Here is a 21,714-nt window from a genome sequence, read left to right on the forward strand (position 1 = left end):
TGAACCACGGAGACACGGAGAACACAGAGATTTCATTTGGAGGTCTTTCTCCGTTGCAAACCGGAAACAGCTGAGCAAAACCCAACATGAAGCCCGTCTTCTCGTTGGGTTTTGCTTGGGGACATGCAATCGGCAGTTTCCATATACATGCTCGATCAACCTGCTGATTGCATATGGTTGTGTGATTATCTGACGTCGACACAGATGACGGAAAGCGAAGCATCCAGAACAGCGGCGTTGGAATCGGACTCTGAAACCTTTCTTCCCAGCAAATAGAAAGTATGCAAACCCGTTCCCCCCGTGCCATTGGTGTTTCTGAGGTTGGTGAAATGCCGTGTCGTGCTGACGGGCTTGGAATCCGGGTCATTCACTTCGGGATTATCTATGAGCGACACACGGCGCTCCGACCCGGTATCCGTAGCAGGATTTATCTTGTTGCGGGTCAGGACAAACAGATATTGATTTTCAGTATCAGATGGCCCAGCAAAATCCATATCCGCACTTGCGGTAACCACGCAAGCGTGATTCTCATTATCATCGGCAGCGATGGTTACGGTCGCGCTCCGTATAATGGTCCAGTTGTTGGCGCTGTCCAGGACCACATTGGCATTGGAATTGGAGCCCCTGACGTAATTGCTCGCCAATGCCTGGCCGGCAAAAATCAAAAGCCCTGCGATGATTACAACGGAGATCCCACAATACAGAATTCTTCTTTTCATGGATGATCCTCCTTTCGGCTTACGGTCCAGTCGAATCTGAATCCCCTACATTTTCCCTGTCCCTTGAGACATCGAGTTTTTGATTCTTTTTGTTTTTTCAGGGTGGATGGTTTCGCAAAAAGTCCCGAAAAGAGCTGCGTCGCCATTTTGGAGAAAGTAGGAATCAAATATTTTCAGCGGCTTACAAAACTGTTGCTCCCTGGGTTTTCACCAGGATAATGGCTTTTTACGAATCCATCAAGGTTGAAGAGATCAATATTTTTCAAAAAACTAAGAATCGGCAATCCGGTTTTCAAAAGGTCGGAGGAAAATACTCCGATACTTTGGTTACTCCAGCAACTTCAGCAATCGGAACTCGGCATGGCTTCTTGCGTAGGTAGGTAATGAATTATTCACATGCTGCGCTAAGACTTCACAAATGCTCTCGATCTGGTTGCTGAGATCATTAAGAGCCTATCCGAAAACCTTCCTCGGCAGCAGACACCCCCCCTTGGTCCCCCCTTGAGGGGGGACCAAGGGGGGGTCGCAAAGTCTGAGGGACGAGCCACTCCCCTCCCCATTCTCGAAAATAAATCCAAATCGGCTATCTCCACCCCCGTCAATGATGCACCGGTATGGACCATTCTCCGAGCGCACCGTGATGGCTTTCCCTTTGAAATTAATGTCGCTGTTTCCCTCGCCCGAGTACCTGCCGTCCTTTACGATGACAATATCACCGGCTACCGCTGCATCGGCCGGCCTGGATGGTCTGATACTTCTCCCCGTTTCCCACATGGAGCGTTGCGGTATATGCTGCCGGAGGACTCAAGAAGAGAGACAAGAGTACGATCAAGATAAAAATCCCAATAGATACGCGTTGTGCTTGCTGCATGTGAGTCCTCCTTCTTCGATGGAATTGGCCTAATTCTTCTCATCTCCCTGTGAGAAAATCTAACTGGCGGGAAAATAGAAATCACTGCCTACTTGCCGGATTCCTCCCCGGCTTTGAAGCCCAGCTCAAAAGCCTTCCGGTTCACTTCCAGGATGCGCCCGGGAAGGATCTTTTTCAGCGCACCCTGCCAGCTCTGTTTGGAGATGGGGAGGCATCCGGTTCCTGCCAGAATTCCCACCATCACGATGTTGGAAGCCCTGTCCGATCCCGCCTGTTTGGCCAGGGCCATGGCATCCACCCAGAGGAGGCGGCCGACCTTTTCTTCCGTCATCTTGCGGAGCTCTTCCACATCCGGGTAGGTGCTCTGCCCCGTGGCCACGGTGAAGGGAACGAGGGGAATCGTGCTGGATATCACCATTGTTTTGGGATTGCATTTGGGGAGAGCCCGCACCGCTTCCAGGGGTTCGAACGCCATGAGAATATCGGCTTCCCCATCGGGGATCGTCGGGCTGAAAACATCTCCCACCACCACGGAAGATTCCACGACTCCACCGCGCTGAGCCATTCCGTGGATTTCGCTCATGGCGACTGAAAGCCCCTCTTCAAGGGCCGCTTCGCCCACCAGGCGCGTGGCCAGAAGCGTTCCCTGGCCGCCTACCCCTGTAAAAAATATCCGCATGGCTTTGAATGCCTCTTTTGCCTGTGTCATCACTCGTTTCCTCCCTTGCCCTCACCGACCCGCTTGGGCTTGATGGATTTACAGATTTGAGAACAAACGCTGCATCCGCTGCAGAGGGACTCATTGATCCGGATACATTCTTGCCCCGACGCGGAACGTTCCCAGACGAAAGCCGGGCATCCCAGTTCCGTGAGACACCTTTTGCACAGATCGCAGGAGGATGCATCCACCTGGAAGACGACTTTGGTTTTCTTGTGCAGCATGCGGTTTTCATAGAGAGGGCAGGGGCTCTTGGAGATGAGAACCGATACTCCGGGTTCTTTCATGCTTTCACGCAGGTTTTGAAGCACATCCTGGGTTTTCTGGACCTGCAACGGATTCACCGTGAAGACACGTTCCACTCCGCATCCCCGCACCAGGTTTTCCAGGCTGACCTTGGGAGTGATTTTACCCTGGGGGGTCAGTTCGATTCCCGGATGCGGCTGGTGGCCCGTCATGGCGGTGGTGCCATTGTCCATGATGACCAGCAGGAAGCGGTGGTCATGGGAAACGGCATTCACCAGGCCCGTGATACCGCTGTGAAAGAAGGTGGAATCCCCGATGAAGGAAACGACGGGTTGATCCAGCACCTTGCTGAAGCCACCGGAAGAGGAAACGCCCGATCCCATACAGATGAGAAAATCGGCCATCTTCAGGGGAGGCAAAACGCCGAGGGTGTAGCACCCGATGTCCGAAGGATAAATGGCATCTTCCCCGAAGACCTTCTTCACGGAATAGTAGGTGGCCCGGTGAGGGCAGCCGGGGCAAAGGTTGGGCGGGCGCATGGGAAGCTGAGGCACGGCAAAAACCTGGGGCGGCTCATAGCTGACGCCGAAAAAGGACTGCAGTGCGCGCTTCACTTTGACGGCATCCAGTTCGAAGGCGCGAGGGATCAGCTGTGCTCCCTTGCCCGCGACCTCAACCGGCAATCCGGCTTCCTGGGCCGTCATCCGAACGGCCTCTTCCAGGAAGGGTTCCAGCTCTTCCACGACGAGCAACTTGTCCAGCCCTTCCAGGAAGTTGCGGATGAGTCCCTTGGGATGAGGGAAGGTGAATCCCAGCTTGAGGATCTTTACCTTGTCTTCGATGCCGAGATCGCGCACCGCGTCTTTCACATAGAGGTAGGATACGCCGCTGGTGATGATGCCCCATTTCCCCTGGCCCTCGGTGAAGTTGAACGGGCTTCGGTCCGCTTCCTCCTGGAGCTTTGCGACCTTCTCCAAAAGAGCCAGCCTCAGTTTGCGTCCCACCATGGGGATGACCACCAGGTTGAAGGGGTCTTTTTTGAATTCCCCACTGGGCGCATCGGTGGGGAGGTCCCCCAGGGTGACGGGGCCGCGGCAGTGGTTGACTCGCGTGGTCGTTCGCAGCATGCAGGGGATCTGGAATGTTTCCGAAATTTTCAGGGCTTCCAGGGTCATCTTCCTGGCTTCTTCGGGAGTGGTGGGTTCCAGCATGGGGACATTCCCCATTTTGGCGTAATAGCGGTTGTCCTGTTCGTTCTGGCTGGAATGGAGGGAAGGGTCATCGGCGACGACCATCACCATTCCGGCCTTCACTCCCACATAGGCGAGAGTCATGAAGGCGTCCGCGGCCACATTCAACCCCACATGTTTCATGGAGCACAGGCTCCGCACTCCGGAGACGGCGGCGGCGCCGGCCGTTTCCACGGAAATCTTTTCATTGACGGAATATTCCACATAGACCCCGGCATCGGGTCCTATCTGGTAGAACCGGTCAATGATTTCGGAAGACGGGGTCCCGGGGTAAGCCGCTACAAAACGCACATTGCCTTCCAGGGCTCCGCGAACGATGGCTTCGTTGCCCAGAAGCAGGTGTTTCTCCCCGCTTTTGGGCGTCAGTAGTTCATGCATTCCAAACCTCCTGAATTATGAAGTGATCCGTAAAATGAATGATCGGTGGTAAATTGTCGTGTCCAAAAATAGCGACAGCATCGGATGAAATAACCGAACCGTGTCGTCAATGGAAGTGGCCGCGTCTTTACGGAGCCCCGGCACTCAGACTTCGCCGGTCGCGGAATTTCTGAGATCCACGAAGAGCTTGACCCTTCCATTTTCTCTTTCGAGGGAGCCTTTTTCCACGAGTTTGATGCTGGGGTGGATGCCGATGAAGTTGGCCACCTTCTGTCCCATGATTTCCACCAGGGCCCGCTGTTCCCTCATTTTATCGAAGAAAAACTGTTCCGTGATTTCCACCCGGATTTCCAACTGGTCCCGGTGCCCGTGGCGGGTGGCAACGAGCTGATAGACCGGGCGCTCTCCCTTGATCTGTTCCAGGACATCTCCGATGCGCTCGGGGATGATATTGATGCCTTTGATCACCACCACGTTGTCGCAGCGTTGCAGGATGCGTCCGATACGCCGGAAAGTCCGCCCACACCCGCATGTATCGGGAATGATGCGGCAGAGGTCTCCCGTGCGGTAGCGAATGACGGGAAAAGCCTCTTTGGTGAGAGTCGTGATGACCAGCTCGCCTTCTTTTCCCGGTTCCAGGACTTCGCCCGTTTCGGGATCGATGGTCTCGGCGTAGAAATGGTCCTCCTGGATGTGCATTCCCCGCTGTTCCAGGCATTCGCCTGCGACTCCGGGCCCCATGACCTCGCTGATGCCGTAGTTGTCCGTGACTTTGACAAAGAGCCGCTCTTCGATTTCCCGCCGCATGTTTTCTGTCCAGGGTTCGCCTGCGCAGATGCAGTACTTGAGGGAAAGACGCTTGGGATCGATCCCCATTTCCTGAAGCTTGTCGGCCACCACGAGCGAATAGGAGGGAGTGGAAGCCAGCACGGTGGTCCGAAAGTCCTGCATGATCTTGATCTGCCGTTCCGTGTGGCCGACCGATGTGGGCAGAACGGAAGCACCGATGCGTTCTGCGCCGTAATGGATCCCCAGACCTCCGGTCAGAAGGCCGTATCCGAAGGTGACCTGAATCACGTCGTCTTCCGTGACCCCCCCGGCACTGAGGATACGCGCCACCAGAGCGCTCCAGTTCTTGAGGTCTTCCCGGGTGTACCCCACCACCCGCGGGTTCGTCATGGTGCCCGACGAAGAGTGGACACGCACCACCTCGCGCAGGGGCACGGCAAACATTTCATAGGGGTAGCTGTCGCTTACGTCCTGACTGGTGGTGAAGGGCAATCGCTGCAAATCCTTGAGTTCCGTCAGGTCATCTTCGGGACGGAAGTCAATTTCCTTGAAACGGCGATGGTAGAAAGAGACGTTCCGGTAGACCCGGTTCAAAGTGGCCTGCAGCCGCTCCAATTGGAGCTGCTCCAGTTCGTCTCTCGACATACATTCCTTGTCCGGTTCCCAAATGGGCATGGTGTATTCCCTCGGAATAGCTCATGGTTTATGTGTCATAGACCACAGCTCATGTTTTTTGACTCACGGCTTGAGGCTTGAACGCCACTGGAACAATGATCTACGGCCCGGCGGCAACAAGTCGTTTTTTTATGAGCCATGAGTTATGAACCATTCAGCCATGAGCTACAATGGGTGGAAGCCTGGTCACTTTTCCGGCGCCATCAGGCATCCACGATCTGCCTGGCGCCCTTTCCGAAATACGCTCTCTGCACTTCCCGGTGTTCCAGCAGCATGGCCCCCTCGCCCTGGAGCACCACTTTTCCCGTTTCCAGAACATATCCCCGGTCCGCGATCTGGAGGGCCGCGCGTGCATTTTGCTCGATCAGCAAAATGGTTCGGCCTTCCTTGCGCAGTTCCTGGATGATCTTGAAAATCTCCTTGATGACAAGAGGGGCCAGCCCCATGGAGGGTTCGTCGAGCACCAGGAGTTGAGGCCGGGACATGAGGGCCCGGCTGATGGCGAGCATTTGCTGTTCTCCACCGCTGAGGGTCCCCGCCAGTTGAGTGCTCCGCTCCCGCAGGATGGGAAAACGCTCCAGCATACGGGCCATGTCATCTCTGAGCTGCCGGGAATTGCGGCGATGGATGAACCCCCCCATTTCCAGGTTGGCTTCCACGGAAAGGGTCGAGAAAATCTGTCTCCCCTCGGGGACGAGAGCCACGCCCCGCTGCACGATATCTTCCGGTGAAAGCCCTTCAATGGCCTGTCCCTGAAATTCTATCGTGCCCTTTTGAGCCCGGTTCAACCCGCAAATGGTATTGACCAGAGTGCTCTTCCCCGCGCCGTTGGCTCCAATGAGAGCCACCATTTCCCCAGCTTTCACATGGAGAGAAACCCCTTTCAGGGCATGAATGTTTCCGTAATAGGTATGAACACTTTTAACTTTTAACATGAATATCGCTTGACCATATGTATGGATGAGACTTCGTCGATGACTTCACCACGTCACCACGTGTTCATTCGTTCGTTCGGGTTGAAGCCGCTGATCCCTATCGGATTTGCGCCGCTTAGCGCCTATTCTAAAAACTCCTCAATAGCCCGACACCCCCCTTTTATTCCCCCCAAGGGGGGTGAGGGGGTTGTTTCGATGACACTGCGAGTTTTTGGATAGACTCTTATATCCCCTCGCCGAGATACGCCTCGATGACGGCGGGATTCTCTTTGATCTCCTCGGGAGTCCCCGTCGCCAGAGGTTCCCCGTAGTAGAGCACCAGGATGCGGTGGGAAATGTCCATGATGAGGTTCATGTCGTGTTCCACGAGCATGACCGTAATGCCCCGCCCGCAGATGCGTTGAACCAGTTCCCCCAGTTCTTCCGTTTCACGCATGTTGAGCCCTCCCGCCGGTTCGTCGAGAAGGATTAACCGGGGTTCCGTGGCCAGGGCTCTCGCGATTTCGAGAATTTTCTGCTTGCCGAGGGGAAGTGTGCCCGCGGGCAGTTGCGCCTCCGCGGCGAGTCCCACGAATTCGAGATGCGACAGGGATTCTTCCCTGATGTGCTTTTCTTCGCGGCGCATGCCGGGGAAACGAAGCCCCGTGGACCAGAAGCCGCTTCGAGTCTTGGGGTGGCGTCCGACCATTATATTTTCAAGAACACTCATGGACTTGAACAGGGCGACATGCTGAAAGGTGCGGGAGATCCCGTAGCGGGCGATCTGGTGAGGCAGCGATCCGTTGATTTCCCTGCCGTCGAAGCGCACCTGCCCCGCAGTCGGAGTGAGCAGCCCGCTGATACAGTGGAAGAGGGTGGTTTTTCCTGCGCCGTTTGGGCCGATCACCGCCTGAATGATTCCCGGGGGAACGGAGTAGTTGATGCCTTTGAGAGCGGTGATGCCTCCAAACTGCATCTGGATGTCCTGGATCTCCAGCAGAGGAGCCGATGATGGAGTTGAATTCTCTGTCATGAGCCACCTTCCTTCATTGCGGAAGCACGGGAATTTCGGGAACCGATCGCGAGGGGAACGAGGGAGATCAACCCCTTGGGCAAAAAGAGCGCCACGATGAGAAGGATAGCGCCATAGACCAGGATTTCAAAGTCGGCGAAAACCTGCAGCCATTCGTTGCCGATAAAGGTGAGGAGAATCGTTCCAAGGACAGCTCCCCAAAGACTCTGCATGCCGCCGACCATGACCATCAGCATGAAGCGGACGGACCACATGAGGTTGAACGAACCGGGATTGAGAAAGGTCACATAATGGGTGTAGAGGCTCCCCGCCAGGGATGCGAAGACGGCCCCAAGCACGAACACCTGGACCTTGTAGCGGGCCGTAGGAACACCCATGGCTTCGGCTGCCGTCTCTTCTTCATGAATGGCGCGCAGCGCCCGCCCCACACGGGAATGCAGTATATGAAAGCAGAAGAGGAGCCCCAGAAAGACAATCCCCCAGATGAGATAATACCATGCGATTTCACTGGTGATTTTCCAATTTGCGATGCTGAGCCCCGGAATGTCCACCATTCCGGACGGCCCTCCTGTCCATTCGATCTCCTCGTTGAGGATGATATGCACGATGACCCCAAAGCCCATCGTCGCCATGGCCAGGTAGTGTCCCTTGAGGCGCAGAGCGGGAATGCCGAGCATCCACGCCACAAAGGCGGCCAAGCAGGCTCCGACGGGCATCGCAGCCCAGGGATTCATGTCGAAATGCCCCGTCAAAATGCCGGAGCTGTAAGCGCCTATACCGAAAAAGGCGGCTTGTGCCAGAGAAATCTGGCCCGCATAACCCATGAGCATGCTCAGACCCAGGGTCACGAGGGTGAAAATCCCGGCGAAAACCATGACATCTATGTAATGGGAAATCGCTCTGACGGGCTGGACCAACCAGGGGAAAACAGCTATGAACAATCCAAATCCCAGGAAGATCCACCATTCTTTCTTACTCATCTTGAAAACCTTCTCAGAATTTTTTGAGCTTCGCCGCCTCGCCGCTTCCAAAGAGCCCTTCGGGTTTGAAAAAGAGGGCCAGCAGGAGCAGGACCAGGGCCACGGCATCTTTGTAACCGGAAGAGAGATACCCCGCGCAAAAGGATTCGGCCAGGCCCAAAAGGGCTCCAGCCACAAGAGCTCCGAAGAAATTGCCTAGACCTCCGAGGACCGCCGCTCCAAAACCTTTCAATGCCAGGAGCGCCCCACGATCGTACTGCATGAGGGAGATGGGAGTGATGATCACTCCGGCGGCAGCTCCGATGGCGGCGCTCAGCACGAAAGAAAGCAGCACCATCTGGCGAACGGGAATGCCCACCATGCGGGCTGCGTTGGGGTTGTCGGCACAGGCGAGCATGGCCTTCCCGTAGACGGAGCGCTGGAAGAACACCGTGAGGCAGACGACTACGAGGGCGCTCACGCCGAGAACCCACAGTGCCTGCGGCTGAATGGCCGCCCCACCGACCATGATGGGGCCTCCCGAACTGAAGGCGGGCAGGCTGTAAGGGTCTTTTCCCCACACGTACATGGCGGAACCCTGGAGCAGGATGGAAACCGCGATGGTGATGATGATGAGGGAGAGAACACTCGAGTCCCTGGTTCGGCGGATCACGAACCGCTCCATGGCATATCCGACGATCCCCGTCATGAAAACGGCCGCAAAAAAGGCGATGAAAATGGGCAGATGAAGCGTTCCCACAAAAAAAACGGCAAATAAGCCGCCCAGCATCACAAATTCGCCCTGCGCAAAGTTGATGATTTCCGTGACGTTGTAGATGATATTGTAACCGATGGCCACCAGCGCATAGATGACCCCGATGGTGAGCCCGCTCACCGTGTATTGTAATAAATCCGTGCCCAACATGAACCCATCCACTGTTACCGCAGTCTCCTTGGTTTTTCCAGGTCTCTATGGATCCGCCCCCCCCCCCGCAAAGGCGCAAATCTAAATTCCACAAGGATCGGCTGTCTCCCGCCTTCACTGTATGCCGAACCTCTGTCTCTTACCAGTCATTGGGAAGTTCAGTCCAGAGGAATTTGAAGGAAATATGCTTTTTCATTCAAGGGATAAAAAGGGGGGCCTGTCGATCCCTGCCCGATCCCCCTTTGGCAAAGGGGGATCGGGCAGGGATCTGCCGGAAAAGTCTGCTGAACTTCAAGGCAATGTGCAAGGGCAGTGAGACGCCCGATTCTTACCAGGGAGCCAGGGCCCAGTTTCCGTCTTTTACGATGACCATTTCCAGGTCTTCCTTGCTCAAGCCGTTGTGGTCCTGAGGCGAGAAGTTGAAAATTCCGTGCATTCCGATAAAATTTTTAGTGTTTTCAATGTGATCTCGGATCTTGGCCGGGTCGGGGCCCACGGCCTGCAGTGCGGCGAGAGCAAGCTGAGTGGCGTCCCAGGCGTGCCCGCCGAAAGAAGAAATGGGTTCTTTGTACTTTTCTTCATAGGCCTTGGTGTATTCCATGATGACCTTCTTCTGGGGTTGATCGTCCGCCAGCAGGGGGCCGACGTTGACGCGGGCGAGAGGCAACAGGACCCCCTCAGCGGCCTTGCCGGCCAGTTCCAGGTTTTTCAGACTGCCGAAGCCGTGGCTCTGGTAGAGGGGGATGGCATCCATGCCGAGATCACGCCAGTTCTTGATGGCCAGGATCTGCGTGGGGCCGACGGACCAGTTGACGATGGCCTGGGGCTGTGTGCCGCGGATTTTCGTGAGCTGGGGAGTCAGGTCCGTATCCTGAGGGCCGAAGCGCTCGTCTGCCACGATGGTGATGCCGTATTCGGGTGCGAGTCCCAGCAGTTCTTCCCGCCCGCTCGCTCCGTAGCCGGTGGAATCGGTCATGATGGCGACTTTTTGAATGCCTTTGGCCTTCATGTAATCATAGAGTTTTCCAACCACGTGTTTGTCGGAACCGGCAACTTTGAAGATCCATTTGCGGCTTTCGATGGGAGTGACAATTTTATAGCTCGTGGCGCAGGAAATGAGGGGAATCTGGGCCTCTTCCGCAACGCTCAGGACGGCGAGGCTCTCACCGCTTCGGGTAGGTCCAATGATAACAGGTACTTGATCCCGCTTGATGAGCTTTTTTACCGCGAGATTGCATTTGGTGGCGTCGCTCTCGTCGTCATACACGATGAGTTCGATGGGATGCCCGTTGATGCCGCCCTTCTTGTTCACTTCTTCCACGATCATTTCCGCGGTCTTCTTCTCGGGTTCTCCCAGGAAGGACGCCACACCCGTGATGGAAAAGACTGCCCCGATCTTGTAGGGCTCCGCACCTGCCCATACGCTGGAACTGCAAGCCACGTTCAAAACAGCTCCCAACAGGAATGAAAAGGAAAGCGTTACCCCAATCCATTGCTTCAAGCGTCTCATGGTTACTCCTCTCGGTAAGTTAGAATCCACTCTTTTCCCTCAGCCATAAAAAAAAGCCGTGGATGCAAAACCACGGCTTCAGACAATAAAAAAAGCCGCGGGCGAATCCCTTTTTGCGGTCCGCCCACGGCCTCGATTTCAAAGGCATAAGGATGCAGGGGCAGACCGCCTGAGGTAAGCGTAATAGAAGCAATAAAAGACTCTTTCGAACGTTTTCCGGCCCATCGGTTCCGCCCATCCTTTTGTCTCGATTGTTTGTTGATTGAATTGTGAGTGAAATTTCTTATAAAAAGATCGTTCTCCTTTTGTCAAGGGAAAAGGATGCCTTGATTTTTGTTGTAAGGGATTTTCGGTTTGTGATAAAAAATGATCTTATCTCAGGCGCCTGGGTGGTGGAATCGGTAGACACAAGGGACTTAAAATCCCTCGGTCGCAAGGCTGTGCGGGTTCGAGTCCCGCCCCAGGCACCATTCTACGGGGATTGCTCTTTATCGGTATCGGCAAAAATGCCTTTTTGTACCACCCCTGTACCACCTTTTTGGATTTATACCCCCGGCAGAGCAGGGTAGGTGTTGCTCACTGTAACGCTGTCGCGCATCCCTTTCTAAGTACCGAAGATTGTAAATACGCGGCCATTTCTTTGTAGGAACGGCTTCCAGCCGTGACAGGAACCGGCAACCGCACACCTTGTCGCGGCAGGATGCCGCTCCTACGAAAACGTAGGGGTAAACGGCCAGGGCAATCGCATGACTTTCGTTGTGAAATCAAATTAATAGCTGCATTCTCCGCTTCGTTGTTGTATAGAGATAGTCCTTGACATTAATCAGAAAAGATTTGAGAGGAACGATGAGAGCAGGGACTATCATGGAACATTTCTCCGAGCTGGAAGACCCAAGGAAACACACTAAAAAGATTCGCCACAAGCTGATCGACATCCTCGTTATCGCCATCTGCGGTACTATCTGCGGGGCCGACGACTGGATGGGGATCTCTGATTTTGGAAAAGCCAAGTTCAAATGGCTGCGCACTTTCCTTGATCTCCCCAATGGGATTCCCTCTCATGATACTTTTGGCCGGGTGTTTTCCCTGATCCGCCCCGAGAAATTCCAAGAATGTTTCGTAAGCTGGATCCAATCGGTTGTCCAGATCTGTGAGGGAGAGATTGTACCCATTGACGGAAAGACGCTGCGCCGCTCCCACGACTCCAAGTCCAACACTGCGGCCATCCACATGGTCAGTGCCTGGGCCAATAGGAACCGACTGGTGTTGGGGCAGGTAAAAACGGAGAAGAAATCCAATGAGATCACTGCCATCCCGGAGCTTCTCAAGGTCCTCGATGTCCATGGGTGCATCGTGACCATCGATGCCATGGGTTGCCAGAAGAAGATCGCCGGACAGATCGTCGAGCAGGGAGGCGATTACGTGCTGGGGCTGAAAGGAAACCAGGGCACTCTGCTCGATGCGGTGGAAAAGACCTTCTCCGAGGCCAAGCAAGAGGACCTGGATGGCCCGGACTTTGATTTCCTCCAGACGGAGGAGAGCGGTCACGGTCGCCATGAGGTTCGCTCCTATTTCACAACTTCCCTTCTGAATCAGCTCCCCAATCCTGAGGAATGGAAAGGGCTTCAAACCATTGGAGCCGTCCTCTCCGAGGTGACCCGAAATGAGAAAACCACAATCGAGTGCAGATACTACATCGCGAGCATCGAAAACAACGCCAAGCTCTTTGCCAATGCCGTGCGCTCTCACTGGGGAATCGAGAACTCCTGCCACTGGGTTCTCGACGTAGCGTTTCGAGAAGACGAGTCGAGGGTCAGGAAAGATCATGCTCCAGAAAACCTTGCCCTCTTGCGCCATATTGCTTTGAATCTCCTCCGTGAAGAAAAGACAGCTAAAGTCGGGGTGAAAAACAAACGCCTCAAAGCGGGCTGGGATAACCGCTATCTGGCTAAGGTCTTGCTCGGAAAATAAAAGTCATGCGATTGCCCTGGGTAAACGGCTGCGTAATTACGAAGACCAGTACTAAGTACTCCAGCGCGATAATTACGCAACCAGATTTGTTCAACCCTAAGAGGCTCCAGGCATGTTAAAATTAAATAAAAAGGCAACAAACAGGAGAGGAGTACAACCATGCCTGGACCTCAACACAAATACTGCATCTACATTCCTCCAGAGAAACGGAAAGTATTGAAACATCTGAGCGTGAGCTACACAAAACCCTATGCGGAGGTTGTAAGGGCTCGTATCCTCCTCCTATCGCATGAGCATCCGGAATGGAGCATCCGGCAGATCGCTGATGAAGTCGGATGCAGGCCATCCACCGTTAAGAAGTTCCGCAACAGATGGGTCAATGAAGGTAGCCTCAAAAACCACCCCCGACCCGGAGCCCCAAGAAAGCATCCTTCTGCCGTGAGGGCTCAGATCACCTTGTTGGCCTGCTCGAAACCGTGTGATCATGGCAAGCCATGGCAACGCTGGTCTGGAGAGAAGCTTTGTCAAGTCGCCAAAGAAAAAGGAATCGTCAGCCACATTGCCCCGAGCACTATTCGTCTTTGGCTGAAACAGGACAAGATCAAACCCTGGCAATATCATCTATGGCAAAAATCTCCTGATCCAAAATTCGTTGAGAAAGCGTCTCCAGTCCTGGATCTCTATGAGAACGCTCCCCAGTTGTTCCAGCAGGGTGAAGCTTCCGTTTGTATCGATGAGAAGACCTCCATTCAAGCAAGAAGACCTCTTCACGAGACCAAACCCGCCATAGCCGAACACCCCGTTCACGTGGCATCCCGATACAAACGGATGGGAGCATTACAGCTGTTTTGTGCTCTTATCGTCGCCAATGGAATCACCTTCGCCCGTACCTTCGCTCGCAAGCGCTTCGCGGAGTTCAAAACCTTTCTTCTGAGTTTCTTTTCTTCAGCCATTGTCAAGGGATTCAAGGTTATTGATCTCATTCTGGACAATGGCTCTACGCATGCACCCAAACAACTGGGCAAATGGATTGCTTCTCTCAACCTTTCTTTTAATGTTCGTATCTACTGGCTTCCCACATATGCCAGTTGGCTCGATCAGGTTGAGATCATCTTCAGTAAGGTTACAAGGGATGTACTCACTCCCAACGACTTCAACGACAAAAAGGAGCTTTCACAAATACTTATGGGCTACTTTGATGAGCTCAACAGACATCCAAAACCCATAAAGTGGACCTATACGAAAACAAAGCTCGTGGCCAAGTTTGCTCCAAAATCCGTGCAAATGGCCGCGTAGTCAAATACCTCCGGCAAAGCCGGAGGCTTGAAAATATGGACCGCTCAAAGCGGTTGTAAACCATTGGCCACCTAAAGGTAGCGGCTACTTGAACATATGCAGTTGATCGAGTCTGCGATCCTCGGTTTCCTGCTTTTTGATATATTCGCGGATCATCTTCTCATCTTTACCCACCGTGGACACGAAGTATCCGCGCGCCCAGAAATTGTGGCCAGTGAAATTCTTCCTCTGACCAAGGAAGCTCCTTGCAATGTGGATGGCACTTTTGCCCTTGATGAAACCCACCACTTGGGCAACGCTGTACTTGGGTGGAATGCTGATGAGCATGTGGACATGGTCCACCAGCAGATGACCTTCCACTATCTTGCTCTCACGCTGCATCGCAAGCTCTCTGAATATCTGCCCCAAATGCTTTCGGAGCTCTTCATAGAGGGTCTTCCTTCGGTATTTGGGAATCCATACCACATGGTACTTGCAGTCCCACGCCGTGTGGCTTAGGCTTTGGTATTCGTCCATACGAAAGCTTTCCTTTCTGTAAACTTTGAGCGGTTCACAGGAGGGAAGCTTTCGTATACTCCCGGAAATGTCAAACTCTGGGAGTCGCCCGGCAGAGCCGGGGGTTTACCCAAAATTAATTAGCGCGTTGGGGTACTTAGAGCTCTTTAGCATTGGAAACCTGGATTCGGATTTCTGAGGGCAAGGGATATTCTTGCCTGAATCTGAGGCAAATCGGAATCAGATTCATGAAATTGGCCGCTGATGACCCATTTTTCAGCCGCATGCGCCGAACGACCATGGACATGGCCAGCGTTGCGAAATGGCGCTGGATGGGAAAATCAGTGAATACTACTTAGTTTGGACTATTTTTTGTCTAGACTTTGGGGGGAACCATACCCCCCCATAAGTTCACGCCCATGCCGGGCGTACACCAGGGAACTGCAGGCGACGGCGGACCACGCCCGTGATGCAAGTTTCACAGCCCCTGGCCGCCGCGCCTGAGCGCTCGCGATGGTTTTTGATGGAGTTTGAGGGGCTTCGCTCCGCTCGGTCGTCTAGCACGGAAAATTGCTTGCGCAATTTCCGCACCCAGCCGACGGTGGCTCATCTCGCTGCCCCGCTATGCGTACAAAATCGACAATCGAGGAACAAATGGAACAGCAAAAATGTAAGATTTGCGGCAGCCAATCACTGGTGGTATTTGCACACACTGCAAAATGCAGTAACTGCGGTATCCTGTTGTATTACCCATACCCAGATGATGATAGTCAGTTGTTATCCTCTGGTGAAGGAAAAAGCTGGCCACGAGAGCGGGTATTATCTTAGGGCGTCCAAATCGGCGAACGCCCATTGACTGGTTTTTGACCCCCGGCACTGGGAAGCAATGCTCCTACCATTCTAAAATGGCCCATGTGTGGGCATTTTGCGCCTAGCCATGCCCTGTTTGACACTGTAGCTGCGGGCCATGGGTTTCCTTGTAAGATATTGGAATATATAGTATTTTTCCGTTATTTTCCCGGTTTTTGGCACTGGCAATGAGTTCGAGGTGAGTCCCAGCCTGCTCTGTGCTCAAGCTCTCGAGACGGTCAGGATGTGGGAGCACCTCTCGTCTCTGTTTGACCAAAGAGGTGAAGCGGCCAGTGATCTGCTGCTCTTCGGCAACGCTGATCTTGATCACCTGCTCCGCTTCGGCCCGGGTGGGAGTGCCGCACAGGGCGGGCAGGCGAAGGGCGATACGATTGGCATCCTTGATCTCTCCCGTGCCGTGAAACTTTCCCAGTCCGAAGAGCGACTCGATTGGATCGGAGGTCACTGGCAGACCGATATGATCCAGACCAAGCTTGGCAGCGATTTGGAGTTGGTTTTGCAGGTAGGCGACGAACTCACGACGAACAGGGCTTGAGCCGATGGCCTGGATAAATGGCTCGCACTGGGCTATCGTGGAGTGACTTAGCCCTCGAGCCTTGAAAATCTTCTGGCACTCGAGCAGTGGTACGGCATCGTCTCGGAATCGCTTGATGAAAGCCCTGCATGAGGGCAGCCGGTCCAGACAAGCTCGCAGCTTTGAGAGGGTGGAGCCCTTCCGGGCACCTCCGGCAGGAGAGAGTCTGAGCAGTTGTTCTGCCCATCTGATAAGGCGGTGCACATTCATAAAGCGCGCTTTGGTCTGCACCTTCGGGGGAGCCAGGCACGCGAGCACCGTCTGCTTGAGCTTGCCCGAGACCCGGCCACAGGCAGAAAGGAAGGTTTCGAAGAGCGGATGATCCTGATACCACCACTTGAGCAGATTGGCAATGACATGGGAGATGTCGTCAATGCACGGGCTTGCCAGTCCTTGCGCACCGAGTAGGTGGATGGCTTTCTGCAAATCGGTGCCTCCGTCTTTGAGGTAAGCAGCCGGGCGTCCCGCTGAGGCGATGAGGCGATCGAGGAAGGCCGCAATAGACTCACCCGTCCAGGAATCGGCCACTGATACCGCCATGCAATGGAGATCTTGAAGCCCGGGGGCAACTGGACAGAGTTGATGGTGATGAGCGTTGAGAGCCAGGACAGTCAGAATCTTACCCGTTCCCAGACCAATGCTCATGTCGATCATCCAGATAAGTCCGTTACAAAACGGTGCCTTCGCCACTGGCAGCCCCTGTAGCATCGGGGCGGACCGGATGCGCACCAGAGAGAGCCTGGTCACCCAGTTGATGATGGTCTGTGGACAAGGGACTTTTTTTTAAACCCATGGCTCCCATCATTATGCCCAACACCCGGCTCACGGCCCGGAACCCGATGCGAGCCACCACAAACAGCTGCAGGGCCAAGAAGACCAGATCCACCTTGCTCTGGAGGACAATCACCCGTTCCTGGCTCTCCAGTTGGTGTACACGAGCCCGGCTCTCCTTGAGCTCTTTTTTGAACTTGTCGCGCTCCGCCTTGACTCGGGCCAGCTCTTTGCTCTGGTAGCGGTTCTTCTCAGCTCTGCACGCGGCTTTCTGTTTCCAGTTATCCCGGCTCCTTTTGTATCTGGTCTCCGGACTCATAGCGCACCCGCCCACCGAGATGCGCCGCCGCTGCCACTGAGGATGTGTATTTTGATCATTGTACTTACCTCCCGGATTATGGCTGATAAAATCCAGGTTATCGTACAACTGTGGACACAACCTGTCCAACACTTATGTGGCCCAAATCCCGAGCACTAAAATCAGCCCTCAGAGCAGGGCAATCGCATGACTTTTATTTTCCGAGCAAGACCTTAGCCAGATAGCGGTTATCCCAGCCCGCTTTGAGGCGTTTGTTTTTCACCCCGACTTTAGCTGTCTTTTCTTCACGGAGGAGATTCAAAGCAATATGGCGCAAGAGGGCAAGGTTTTCTGGAGCATGATCTTTCCTGACCCTCGACTCGTCTTCTCGAAACGCTACGTCGAGAACCCAGTGGCAGGAGTTCTCGATTCCCCAGTGAGAGCGCACGGCATTGGCAAAGAGCTTGGCGTTGTTTTCGATGCTCGCGATGTAGTATCTGCACTCGATTGTGGTTTTCTCATTTCGGGTCACCTCGGAGAGGACGGCTCCAATGGTTTGAAGCCCTTTCCATTCCTCAGGATTGGGGAGCTGATTCAGAAGGGAAGTTGTGAAATAGGAGCGAACCTCATGGCGACCGTGACCGCTCTCCTCCGTCTGGAGGAAATCAAAGTCCGGGCCATCCAGGTCCTCTTGCTTGGCCTCGGAGAAGGTCTTTTCCACCGCATCGAGCAGAGTGCCCTGGTTTCCTTTCAGCCCCAGCACGTAATCGCCTCCCTGCTCGACGATCTGTCCGGCGATCTTCTTCTGGCAACCCATGGCATCGATGGTCACGATGCACCCATGGACATCGAGGACCTTGAGAAGCTCCGGGATGGCAGTGATCTCATTGGATTTCTTCTCCGTTTTTACCTGCCCCAACACCAGTCGGTTCCTATTGGCCCAGGCACTGACCATGTGGATGGCCGCAGTGTTGGACTTGGAGTCGTGGGAGCGGCGCAGCGTCTTTCCGTCAATGGGTACAATCTCTCCCTCACAGATCTGGACAACCGATTGGATCCAGCTTACAAAACATTCTTGGAATTTCTCGGGGCGGATCAGGGAAAACACCCGGCCAAAAGTATCATGAGAGGGAATCCCATTGGGGAGATCAAGGAAAGTGCGCAGCCATTTGAACTTGGCTTTTCCAAAATCAGAGATCCCCATCCAGTCGTCGGCCCCGCAGATAGTACCGCAGATGGCGATAACGAGGATGTCGATCAGCTTGTGGCGAATCTTTTTAGTGTGTTTCCTTGGGTCTTCCAGCTCGGAGAAATGTTCCATGATAGTCCCTGCTCTCATCGTTCCTCTCAAATCTTTTCTGATTAATGTCAAGGACTATCTCTATACAACAACGAAGCGGAGAATGCAGCTATTAATTTGATTTCACAACGAAAGTCATGCGATTGCCCTGCACACAGACCCCCTTCGGGAGGGATGGGAAAGGAGGGATGGTTTTGATTCCGGGACAAGCAGGGGGATGTCGGCCTGCGAGTCCCAGTCGATCCAGATGAGCCTTGCAAGGGGAAAGCGTCCCGTAGGGGAGCGGTGCTTTTCCTTGGTGTTGCGAAAGCCGGGACAGCGCCCCCAGCGGTTTTTGGGGTGTGCTGCCGGATCGCTTCGCATTCTTTCAAGCCACATGCGTTTTTCTTCCAGGGACAATGCTCTGCTGGAGTGAACCCATACCTGGAAGTTTTCCGGTGAGGTCTCAACGATCATTCGAGCGGGTTTCCACTGTCCGGAGGGGAAGCAGTGGTGTCGCAGAAGGGTTTGTCGGTCAATGTCGTCGGCCAGGAGGTAATGGTCGATGCAGAGGGGCTTTATGAGTATGTGGCAGCCCCGGGCATTTTGGGATCTGAGGTAGGCGATCTTCTCGAGAGCCGGTTTTACGGTCCACAGTCCCTTTTGTGGATCGAGGACGCCGAGTTGCCAAAGGTTGAGGAAGTATCGGGCCATCTTTTGAAAGAGCTTTTCCATGGGAGAGGTTCCTTTGGGGGGCAAGGCGCCCCGGGCAGACGCCTTGCCGGTTTTCACATCAAATGAGCTCGGTTGAAGCGATGCGCACGTGCTCGGCCGAAACGATCTGGTTTTTTTCATGTGCAGCAGCGATGAGGGCGCCCCGGGCGAGATGATTGGCTCGTCTGAGCAATCCCCCCGAGCCTTGCTGGATGGCGGTAACGGCCGCATCGGCAAAGAGCTGCTGGGAGACTCCGCTGATTTTGAGATGGTGGTTGAGGTAGCGGTCCATGTCCTCTCGTGTGATACCCTGGAGGTGGCAGCGGGAAACGATTCTCGATGCCAGGGGCGGAATGTGTCAATAACTTTGAGACACCCTTGAGCACAATTTATTGTAACTCTCCATCAGTCGTTACAAGCTTGGGGGGATTGATCCAAGCCGCTGTCGGTAAAGGCTTTGGAGTCGGCACCTTGTTGACGAATCTTTCTGGGTGATCCTGGTATGCGCGGATCAAGACCCGTTCTCTGGCTTGTAAGACTTCAGGGGCATTTCCAAAGTGAACCATCTCGGGGGTGAGCAGGCTGATCCCCGTATGACGGTGCTCCTGGTTGTACCAGGGAAAGAAATCCTGGCAGAAACTGCGTGCATCCTGGATGGCTCCAAAGCGTTCGGGAAAATCAGGTCTGTACTTAAGCGTTTTGAACTGGGATTCGGAGTAAGGGTTATCATCACTGGTATAGGGTCTGCTGTGAGTCTTGGTGATCTCAAGGTTTGCGAGCAGAAAGGCCACAGGTTTCGATTTCATTGAAGATCCTCTATCCGCATGAATCGTCAACTGTCCCGGAACTATCCCCTGTTTGGAACAGGTTTCCTGAATGAAGCGTTTTGCGAGCTGCGCCGATTCATGGGTTGCCACCATCCATCCGGCGACGTATCGGCTGGAGATGTCAATAATCACATAGAGATAGAAGTAGGTCCATTTGCTGGGACCAAGAAGCTTCGTGATGTCCCAGGACCAGACCTGGTTGGGTCCCGTTGCCAGAAGCTCGGGTTTTTCATAAACAGGATGGCGCAACTGGTTTCTGCGTTCTTTCACCTCCTTTTGATCTTCAAGGATCCGGTACATGGTACGGATGGAGCAGTGGTATTTTCCCTCATTGAGCAAGGTCGCATAGACTTCATGAGGAGCCTTGTCGACAAAGCGCTCCGAGTGCAGGATATCGAGCACCGTCTGCTTTTCTTCTGGTTGCAGAGCACGCGGCGAAGGAGATTTCCCGCCGCACTCCGCAGCCTTCATTTTGCTCCCGGCTCTCCGCCGATACAGGCTGGCCCTCGGAACCACGAGGGCTTCACAGGCACGGCGGGTGCCTATTTCAAGGGCGAGCGCTTCTGTGGCATCCATCAGTCTTTCCCGCTCTGCACCTGGGTTTCGAGTGTTATGCCCAATATCTGAGAGATTTTTTTTTGAGCATCGATGATGAGCTCCGCCTGCTTGAGGCGTTTTTGAAGCCGTTCGTTTTCCTGGCGCAGTCTGCCCATCTCGATCACCAGAGGATCGGGTTCTTTGGCTTTGGGTCCCCGTTTTCTTGGCTCCAAAGCCCCCAGGGTGTCCGCATTCCGCTGCCGTCGCCAGGTGGCGAGGTTTGAGTGATACAATCCTTCGCAGCGCAGCAAGGCGCCAAGACTAGCGGGAGTTTTACAAACGTCGAATAGGGACCCACTGATGGACACAAGCAACCCTTTGATGACTTTGATGAGCTTGAAGAACTCTTTTTCCGTGAGCGTCGAAATAGGAATAAACATTACGGCGTGGTAATGCTGTCGCAGGTTTTCACATTGGCAGACTGGTCATAGGTCCAGCCCGCTCGAACGACATCAGTTACGCAGAAAGTCCATGTTCCGCTCTGCCTTGTGCTTGACGAATTCAGGGTGATCTGCCCGCTGCCGTCGGTCACTCCGCTGACGCTGTCGCTGGTCGCACCGCTGAACATCCCATGCACGGTAGCTCCAGATACGGAGCCCCCCTTGGCATCACCAATGGTCACGGTGGCTGCGGCGCGGTAGTTCTTACCCTTTTGCTGATATGACATCGCGATGCCACTTACGTGGGTCTCGCTGGCCGGCGATGTAGAACTGTCCAACGGTACAATGACCTGAATGATCGACAACGCGGGTAGCTCGAAATTGACTTGACCGCCGTTGAAGACCCCGGCGCCGATCGGTACGTCATTGACCCCGTTTGAGAAACGTCGAAACGTGGCTGTTCCAGAAAGCGGGAGGGCGCCGGCATCCAACGCCATCATATGCCCCATTCTCGTGGCGTTGACCACTTCCACGTACAGAGTTTTGCTCTTTTCATCCACGGCCGCGATCGGCTGAATATCAACATTGCTTGGTATATCGTGGAAAATGGGATATCGGGTCTTGCCACCCTGCAATCCCCGTATCATCAACCGTA

At 54.2% G+C, this 21,714-nt stretch carries 19 protein-coding genes, 1 tRNA gene and 1 pseudogene; 3 read left to right on the forward strand and 18 right to left on the reverse strand.

Annotated elements, in window-relative coordinates:
• Positions 1 to 185: 185 nt before the first annotated feature.
• From QMG16_RS15320 to QMG16_RS15365, 10 genes are all read right to left on the reverse strand, one after another.
• Positions 186 to 719, reverse strand: coding sequence for a hypothetical protein (locus QMG16_RS15320; RefSeq protein ID WP_281795660.1), 534 nt, complete (start codon positions 717 to 719; stop codon positions 186 to 188).
• A gap of 712 nt (positions 720 to 1,431) precedes the next feature.
• The gene (locus QMG16_RS15325) at positions 1,432 to 1,590 is read right to left on the reverse strand and encodes a hypothetical protein (RefSeq protein WP_281795661.1); all 159 of its coding nucleotides are present in this window, start codon (positions 1,588 to 1,590) and stop codon (positions 1,432 to 1,434) included.
• A gap of 88 nt (positions 1,591 to 1,678) precedes the next feature.
• The gene (locus tag QMG16_RS15330; RefSeq protein WP_281795663.1) at positions 1,679 to 2,299 is read right to left on the reverse strand and encodes an indolepyruvate oxidoreductase subunit beta; all 621 of its coding nucleotides are present in this window, start codon (positions 2,297 to 2,299) and stop codon (positions 1,679 to 1,681) included.
• A complete protein-coding gene (gene iorA, locus QMG16_RS15335) occupies positions 2,299 to 4,182 on the reverse strand; it encodes an indolepyruvate ferredoxin oxidoreductase subunit alpha (RefSeq protein ID WP_281795665.1) in 1,884 nt (627 codons plus the stop codon). The genes QMG16_RS15330 and iorA overlap by 1 nt, the downstream gene beginning before the upstream one ends.
• Positions 4,183 to 4,326: 144 nt before the next feature.
• Positions 4,327 to 5,646 carry a phenylacetate--CoA ligase family protein gene (locus tag QMG16_RS15340; protein ID WP_281795666.1) on the reverse strand — a complete coding sequence of 440 codons (1,320 nt, stop codon included), beginning with the start codon at positions 5,644 to 5,646 and terminating at the stop codon, positions 4,327 to 4,329.
• Positions 5,647 to 5,849: 203 nt separating this feature from the next.
• Positions 5,850 to 6,581 carry an ABC transporter ATP-binding protein gene (locus tag QMG16_RS15345; protein WP_281795668.1) on the reverse strand — a complete coding sequence of 244 codons (732 nt, stop codon included), beginning with the start codon at positions 6,579 to 6,581 and terminating at the stop codon, positions 5,850 to 5,852.
• Positions 6,582 to 6,804: 223 nt separating this feature from the next.
• The gene (locus QMG16_RS15350) at positions 6,805 to 7,593 is read right to left on the reverse strand and encodes an ABC transporter ATP-binding protein (protein WP_281795670.1); all 789 of its coding nucleotides are present in this window, start codon (positions 7,591 to 7,593) and stop codon (positions 6,805 to 6,807) included.
• Positions 7,590 to 8,573: a branched-chain amino acid ABC transporter permease gene (locus QMG16_RS15355; RefSeq protein ID WP_281795671.1), complete on the reverse strand. Its 984-nt coding sequence runs from the start codon at positions 8,571 to 8,573 to the stop codon at positions 7,590 to 7,592. Before QMG16_RS15355 ends, QMG16_RS15350 begins: the two co-directional genes overlap by 4 nt.
• A 13-nt stretch (positions 8,574 to 8,586) precedes the next feature.
• Positions 8,587 to 9,489 (reverse strand): branched-chain amino acid ABC transporter permease, encoded by a 903-nt coding sequence (locus tag QMG16_RS15360; protein WP_281795672.1) that lies wholly within the window; start codon positions 9,487 to 9,489, stop codon positions 8,587 to 8,589.
• 316 nt (positions 9,490 to 9,805) lie between these two features.
• Entirely contained in the window at positions 9,806 to 10,987 is a 1,182-nt protein-coding gene (locus tag QMG16_RS15365) for an ABC transporter substrate-binding protein (protein ID WP_281795674.1), read from the reverse strand.
• 383 nt (positions 10,988 to 11,370) lie between these two features.
• On the opposite strand from QMG16_RS15365, the gene QMG16_RS15370 reads away from it, so the two are divergent.
• From QMG16_RS15370 to QMG16_RS15380, 3 genes are all read left to right on the forward strand, one after another.
• Positions 11,371 to 11,457 (forward strand) — tRNA-Leu (locus QMG16_RS15370).
• 376 nt (positions 11,458 to 11,833) lie between these two features.
• Entirely contained in the window at positions 11,834 to 12,958 is a 1,125-nt protein-coding gene (locus QMG16_RS15375) for an ISAs1 family transposase (RefSeq protein WP_281794807.1), read from the forward strand.
• Positions 12,959 to 13,117: 159 nt separating this feature from the next.
• Positions 13,118 to 14,254, forward strand: coding sequence for an IS630 family transposase (locus QMG16_RS15380; protein ID WP_281795675.1), 1,137 nt, complete (start codon positions 13,118 to 13,120; stop codon positions 14,252 to 14,254).
• Between the two features lie 84 nt (positions 14,255 to 14,338).
• Here the strand turns inward: QMG16_RS15380 and tnpA are convergent, their stop codons facing one another.
• The 8 genes and pseudogenes from tnpA to QMG16_RS15420 form a co-directional block, all read right to left on the reverse strand.
• Positions 14,339 to 14,770 carry an IS200/IS605 family transposase gene (gene tnpA / locus QMG16_RS15385; RefSeq protein ID WP_281793253.1) on the reverse strand — a complete coding sequence of 144 codons (432 nt, stop codon included), beginning with the start codon at positions 14,768 to 14,770 and terminating at the stop codon, positions 14,339 to 14,341.
• Between the two features lie 910 nt (positions 14,771 to 15,680).
• The gene (locus QMG16_RS15390) at positions 15,681 to 16,838 is read right to left on the reverse strand and encodes a hypothetical protein (protein ID WP_281795678.1); all 1,158 of its coding nucleotides are present in this window, start codon (positions 16,836 to 16,838) and stop codon (positions 15,681 to 15,683) included.
• A gap of 22 nt (positions 16,839 to 16,860) precedes the next feature.
• Positions 16,861 to 17,415 carry a hypothetical protein gene (locus tag QMG16_RS15395; protein ID WP_281792399.1) on the reverse strand — a complete coding sequence of 185 codons (555 nt, stop codon included), beginning with the start codon at positions 17,413 to 17,415 and terminating at the stop codon, positions 16,861 to 16,863.
• 61 nt (positions 17,416 to 17,476) lie between these two features.
• Positions 17,477 to 18,601, reverse strand: a complete 1,125-nt coding sequence (locus QMG16_RS15400; protein WP_281794807.1) for an ISAs1 family transposase — start codon at positions 18,599 to 18,601, stop codon at positions 17,477 to 17,479.
• 96 nt (positions 18,602 to 18,697) lie between these two features.
• The gene (locus tag QMG16_RS15405; protein WP_281795680.1) at positions 18,698 to 19,276 is read right to left on the reverse strand and encodes a DNA-primase RepB domain-containing protein; all 579 of its coding nucleotides are present in this window, start codon (positions 19,274 to 19,276) and stop codon (positions 18,698 to 18,700) included.
• Between the two features lie 58 nt (positions 19,277 to 19,334).
• Positions 19,335 to 19,547, reverse strand: a complete 213-nt coding sequence (locus tag QMG16_RS15410) for a hypothetical protein (RefSeq protein WP_281795681.1) — start codon at positions 19,545 to 19,547, stop codon at positions 19,335 to 19,337.
• Between the two features lie 97 nt (positions 19,548 to 19,644).
• A pseudogene (locus QMG16_RS15415) lies at positions 19,645 to 20,963 on the reverse strand (IS3 family transposase); the annotation flags it as partial.
• A 95-nt stretch (positions 20,964 to 21,058) separates the two neighbouring features.
• Positions 21,059 to 21,694: a hypothetical protein gene (locus QMG16_RS15420; protein WP_281795682.1), complete on the reverse strand. Its 636-nt coding sequence runs from the start codon at positions 21,692 to 21,694 to the stop codon at positions 21,059 to 21,061.
• Positions 21,695 to 21,714: the final 20 nt, after the last annotated feature.

Source organism: Desulforhabdus amnigena (assembly GCF_027925305.1).
Classification (GTDB): Bacteria; Desulfobacterota; Syntrophobacteria; order Syntrophobacterales; family Syntrophobacteraceae; genus Desulforhabdus; species Desulforhabdus amnigena.

Excerpts from the sequence above, each read along its gene's own strand:
- QMG16_RS15405 (WP_281795680.1), bottom strand. The coding sequence starts at position 19,276 with ATGGAAAAGCTCTTTCAAAAGATGGCCCGATACTTCCTCAACCTTTGG.
- QMG16_RS15365 (WP_281795674.1), bottom strand. The coding sequence starts at position 10,987 with ATGAGACGCTTGAAGCAATGGATTGGGGTAACGCTTTCCTTTTCATTC.
- QMG16_RS15380 (WP_281795675.1), top strand. The coding sequence starts at position 13,118 with ATGCCTGGACCTCAACACAAATACTGCATCTACATTCCTCCAGAGAAA.
- iorA (WP_281795665.1), bottom strand. The coding sequence starts at position 4,182 with ATGCATGAACTACTGACGCCCAAAAGCGGGGAGAAACACCTGCTTCTG.
- QMG16_RS15375 (WP_281794807.1), top strand. The coding sequence starts at position 11,834 with ATGAGAGCAGGGACTATCATGGAACATTTCTCCGAGCTGGAAGACCCA.
- QMG16_RS15345 (WP_281795668.1), bottom strand. The coding sequence starts at position 6,581 with ATGTTAAAAGTTAAAAGTGTTCATACCTATTACGGAAACATTCATGCC.
- QMG16_RS15355 (WP_281795671.1), bottom strand. The coding sequence starts at position 8,573 with ATGAGTAAGAAAGAATGGTGGATCTTCCTGGGATTTGGATTGTTCATA.
- QMG16_RS15350 (WP_281795670.1), bottom strand. The coding sequence starts at position 7,593 with ATGACAGAGAATTCAACTCCATCATCGGCTCCTCTGCTGGAGATCCAG.
- QMG16_RS15400 (WP_281794807.1), bottom strand. The coding sequence starts at position 18,601 with ATGAGAGCAGGGACTATCATGGAACATTTCTCCGAGCTGGAAGACCCA.
- QMG16_RS15325 (WP_281795661.1), bottom strand. The coding sequence starts at position 1,590 with ATGCAGCAAGCACAACGCGTATCTATTGGGATTTTTATCTTGATCGTA.
- QMG16_RS15330 (WP_281795663.1), bottom strand. The coding sequence starts at position 2,299 with ATGACACAGGCAAAAGAGGCATTCAAAGCCATGCGGATATTTTTTACA.
- QMG16_RS15390 (WP_281795678.1), bottom strand. The coding sequence starts at position 16,838 with ATGAGCATTGGTCTGGGAACGGGTAAGATTCTGACTGTCCTGGCTCTC.
- QMG16_RS15340 (WP_281795666.1), bottom strand. The coding sequence starts at position 5,646 with ATGCCCATTTGGGAACCGGACAAGGAATGTATGTCGAGAGACGAACTG.
- QMG16_RS15410 (WP_281795681.1), bottom strand. The coding sequence starts at position 19,547 with ATGGACCGCTACCTCAACCACCATCTCAAAATCAGCGGAGTCTCCCAG.
- QMG16_RS15320 (WP_281795660.1), bottom strand. The coding sequence starts at position 719 with ATGAAAAGAAGAATTCTGTATTGTGGGATCTCCGTTGTAATCATCGCA.
- tnpA (WP_281793253.1), bottom strand. The coding sequence starts at position 14,770 with ATGGACGAATACCAAAGCCTAAGCCACACGGCGTGGGACTGCAAGTAC.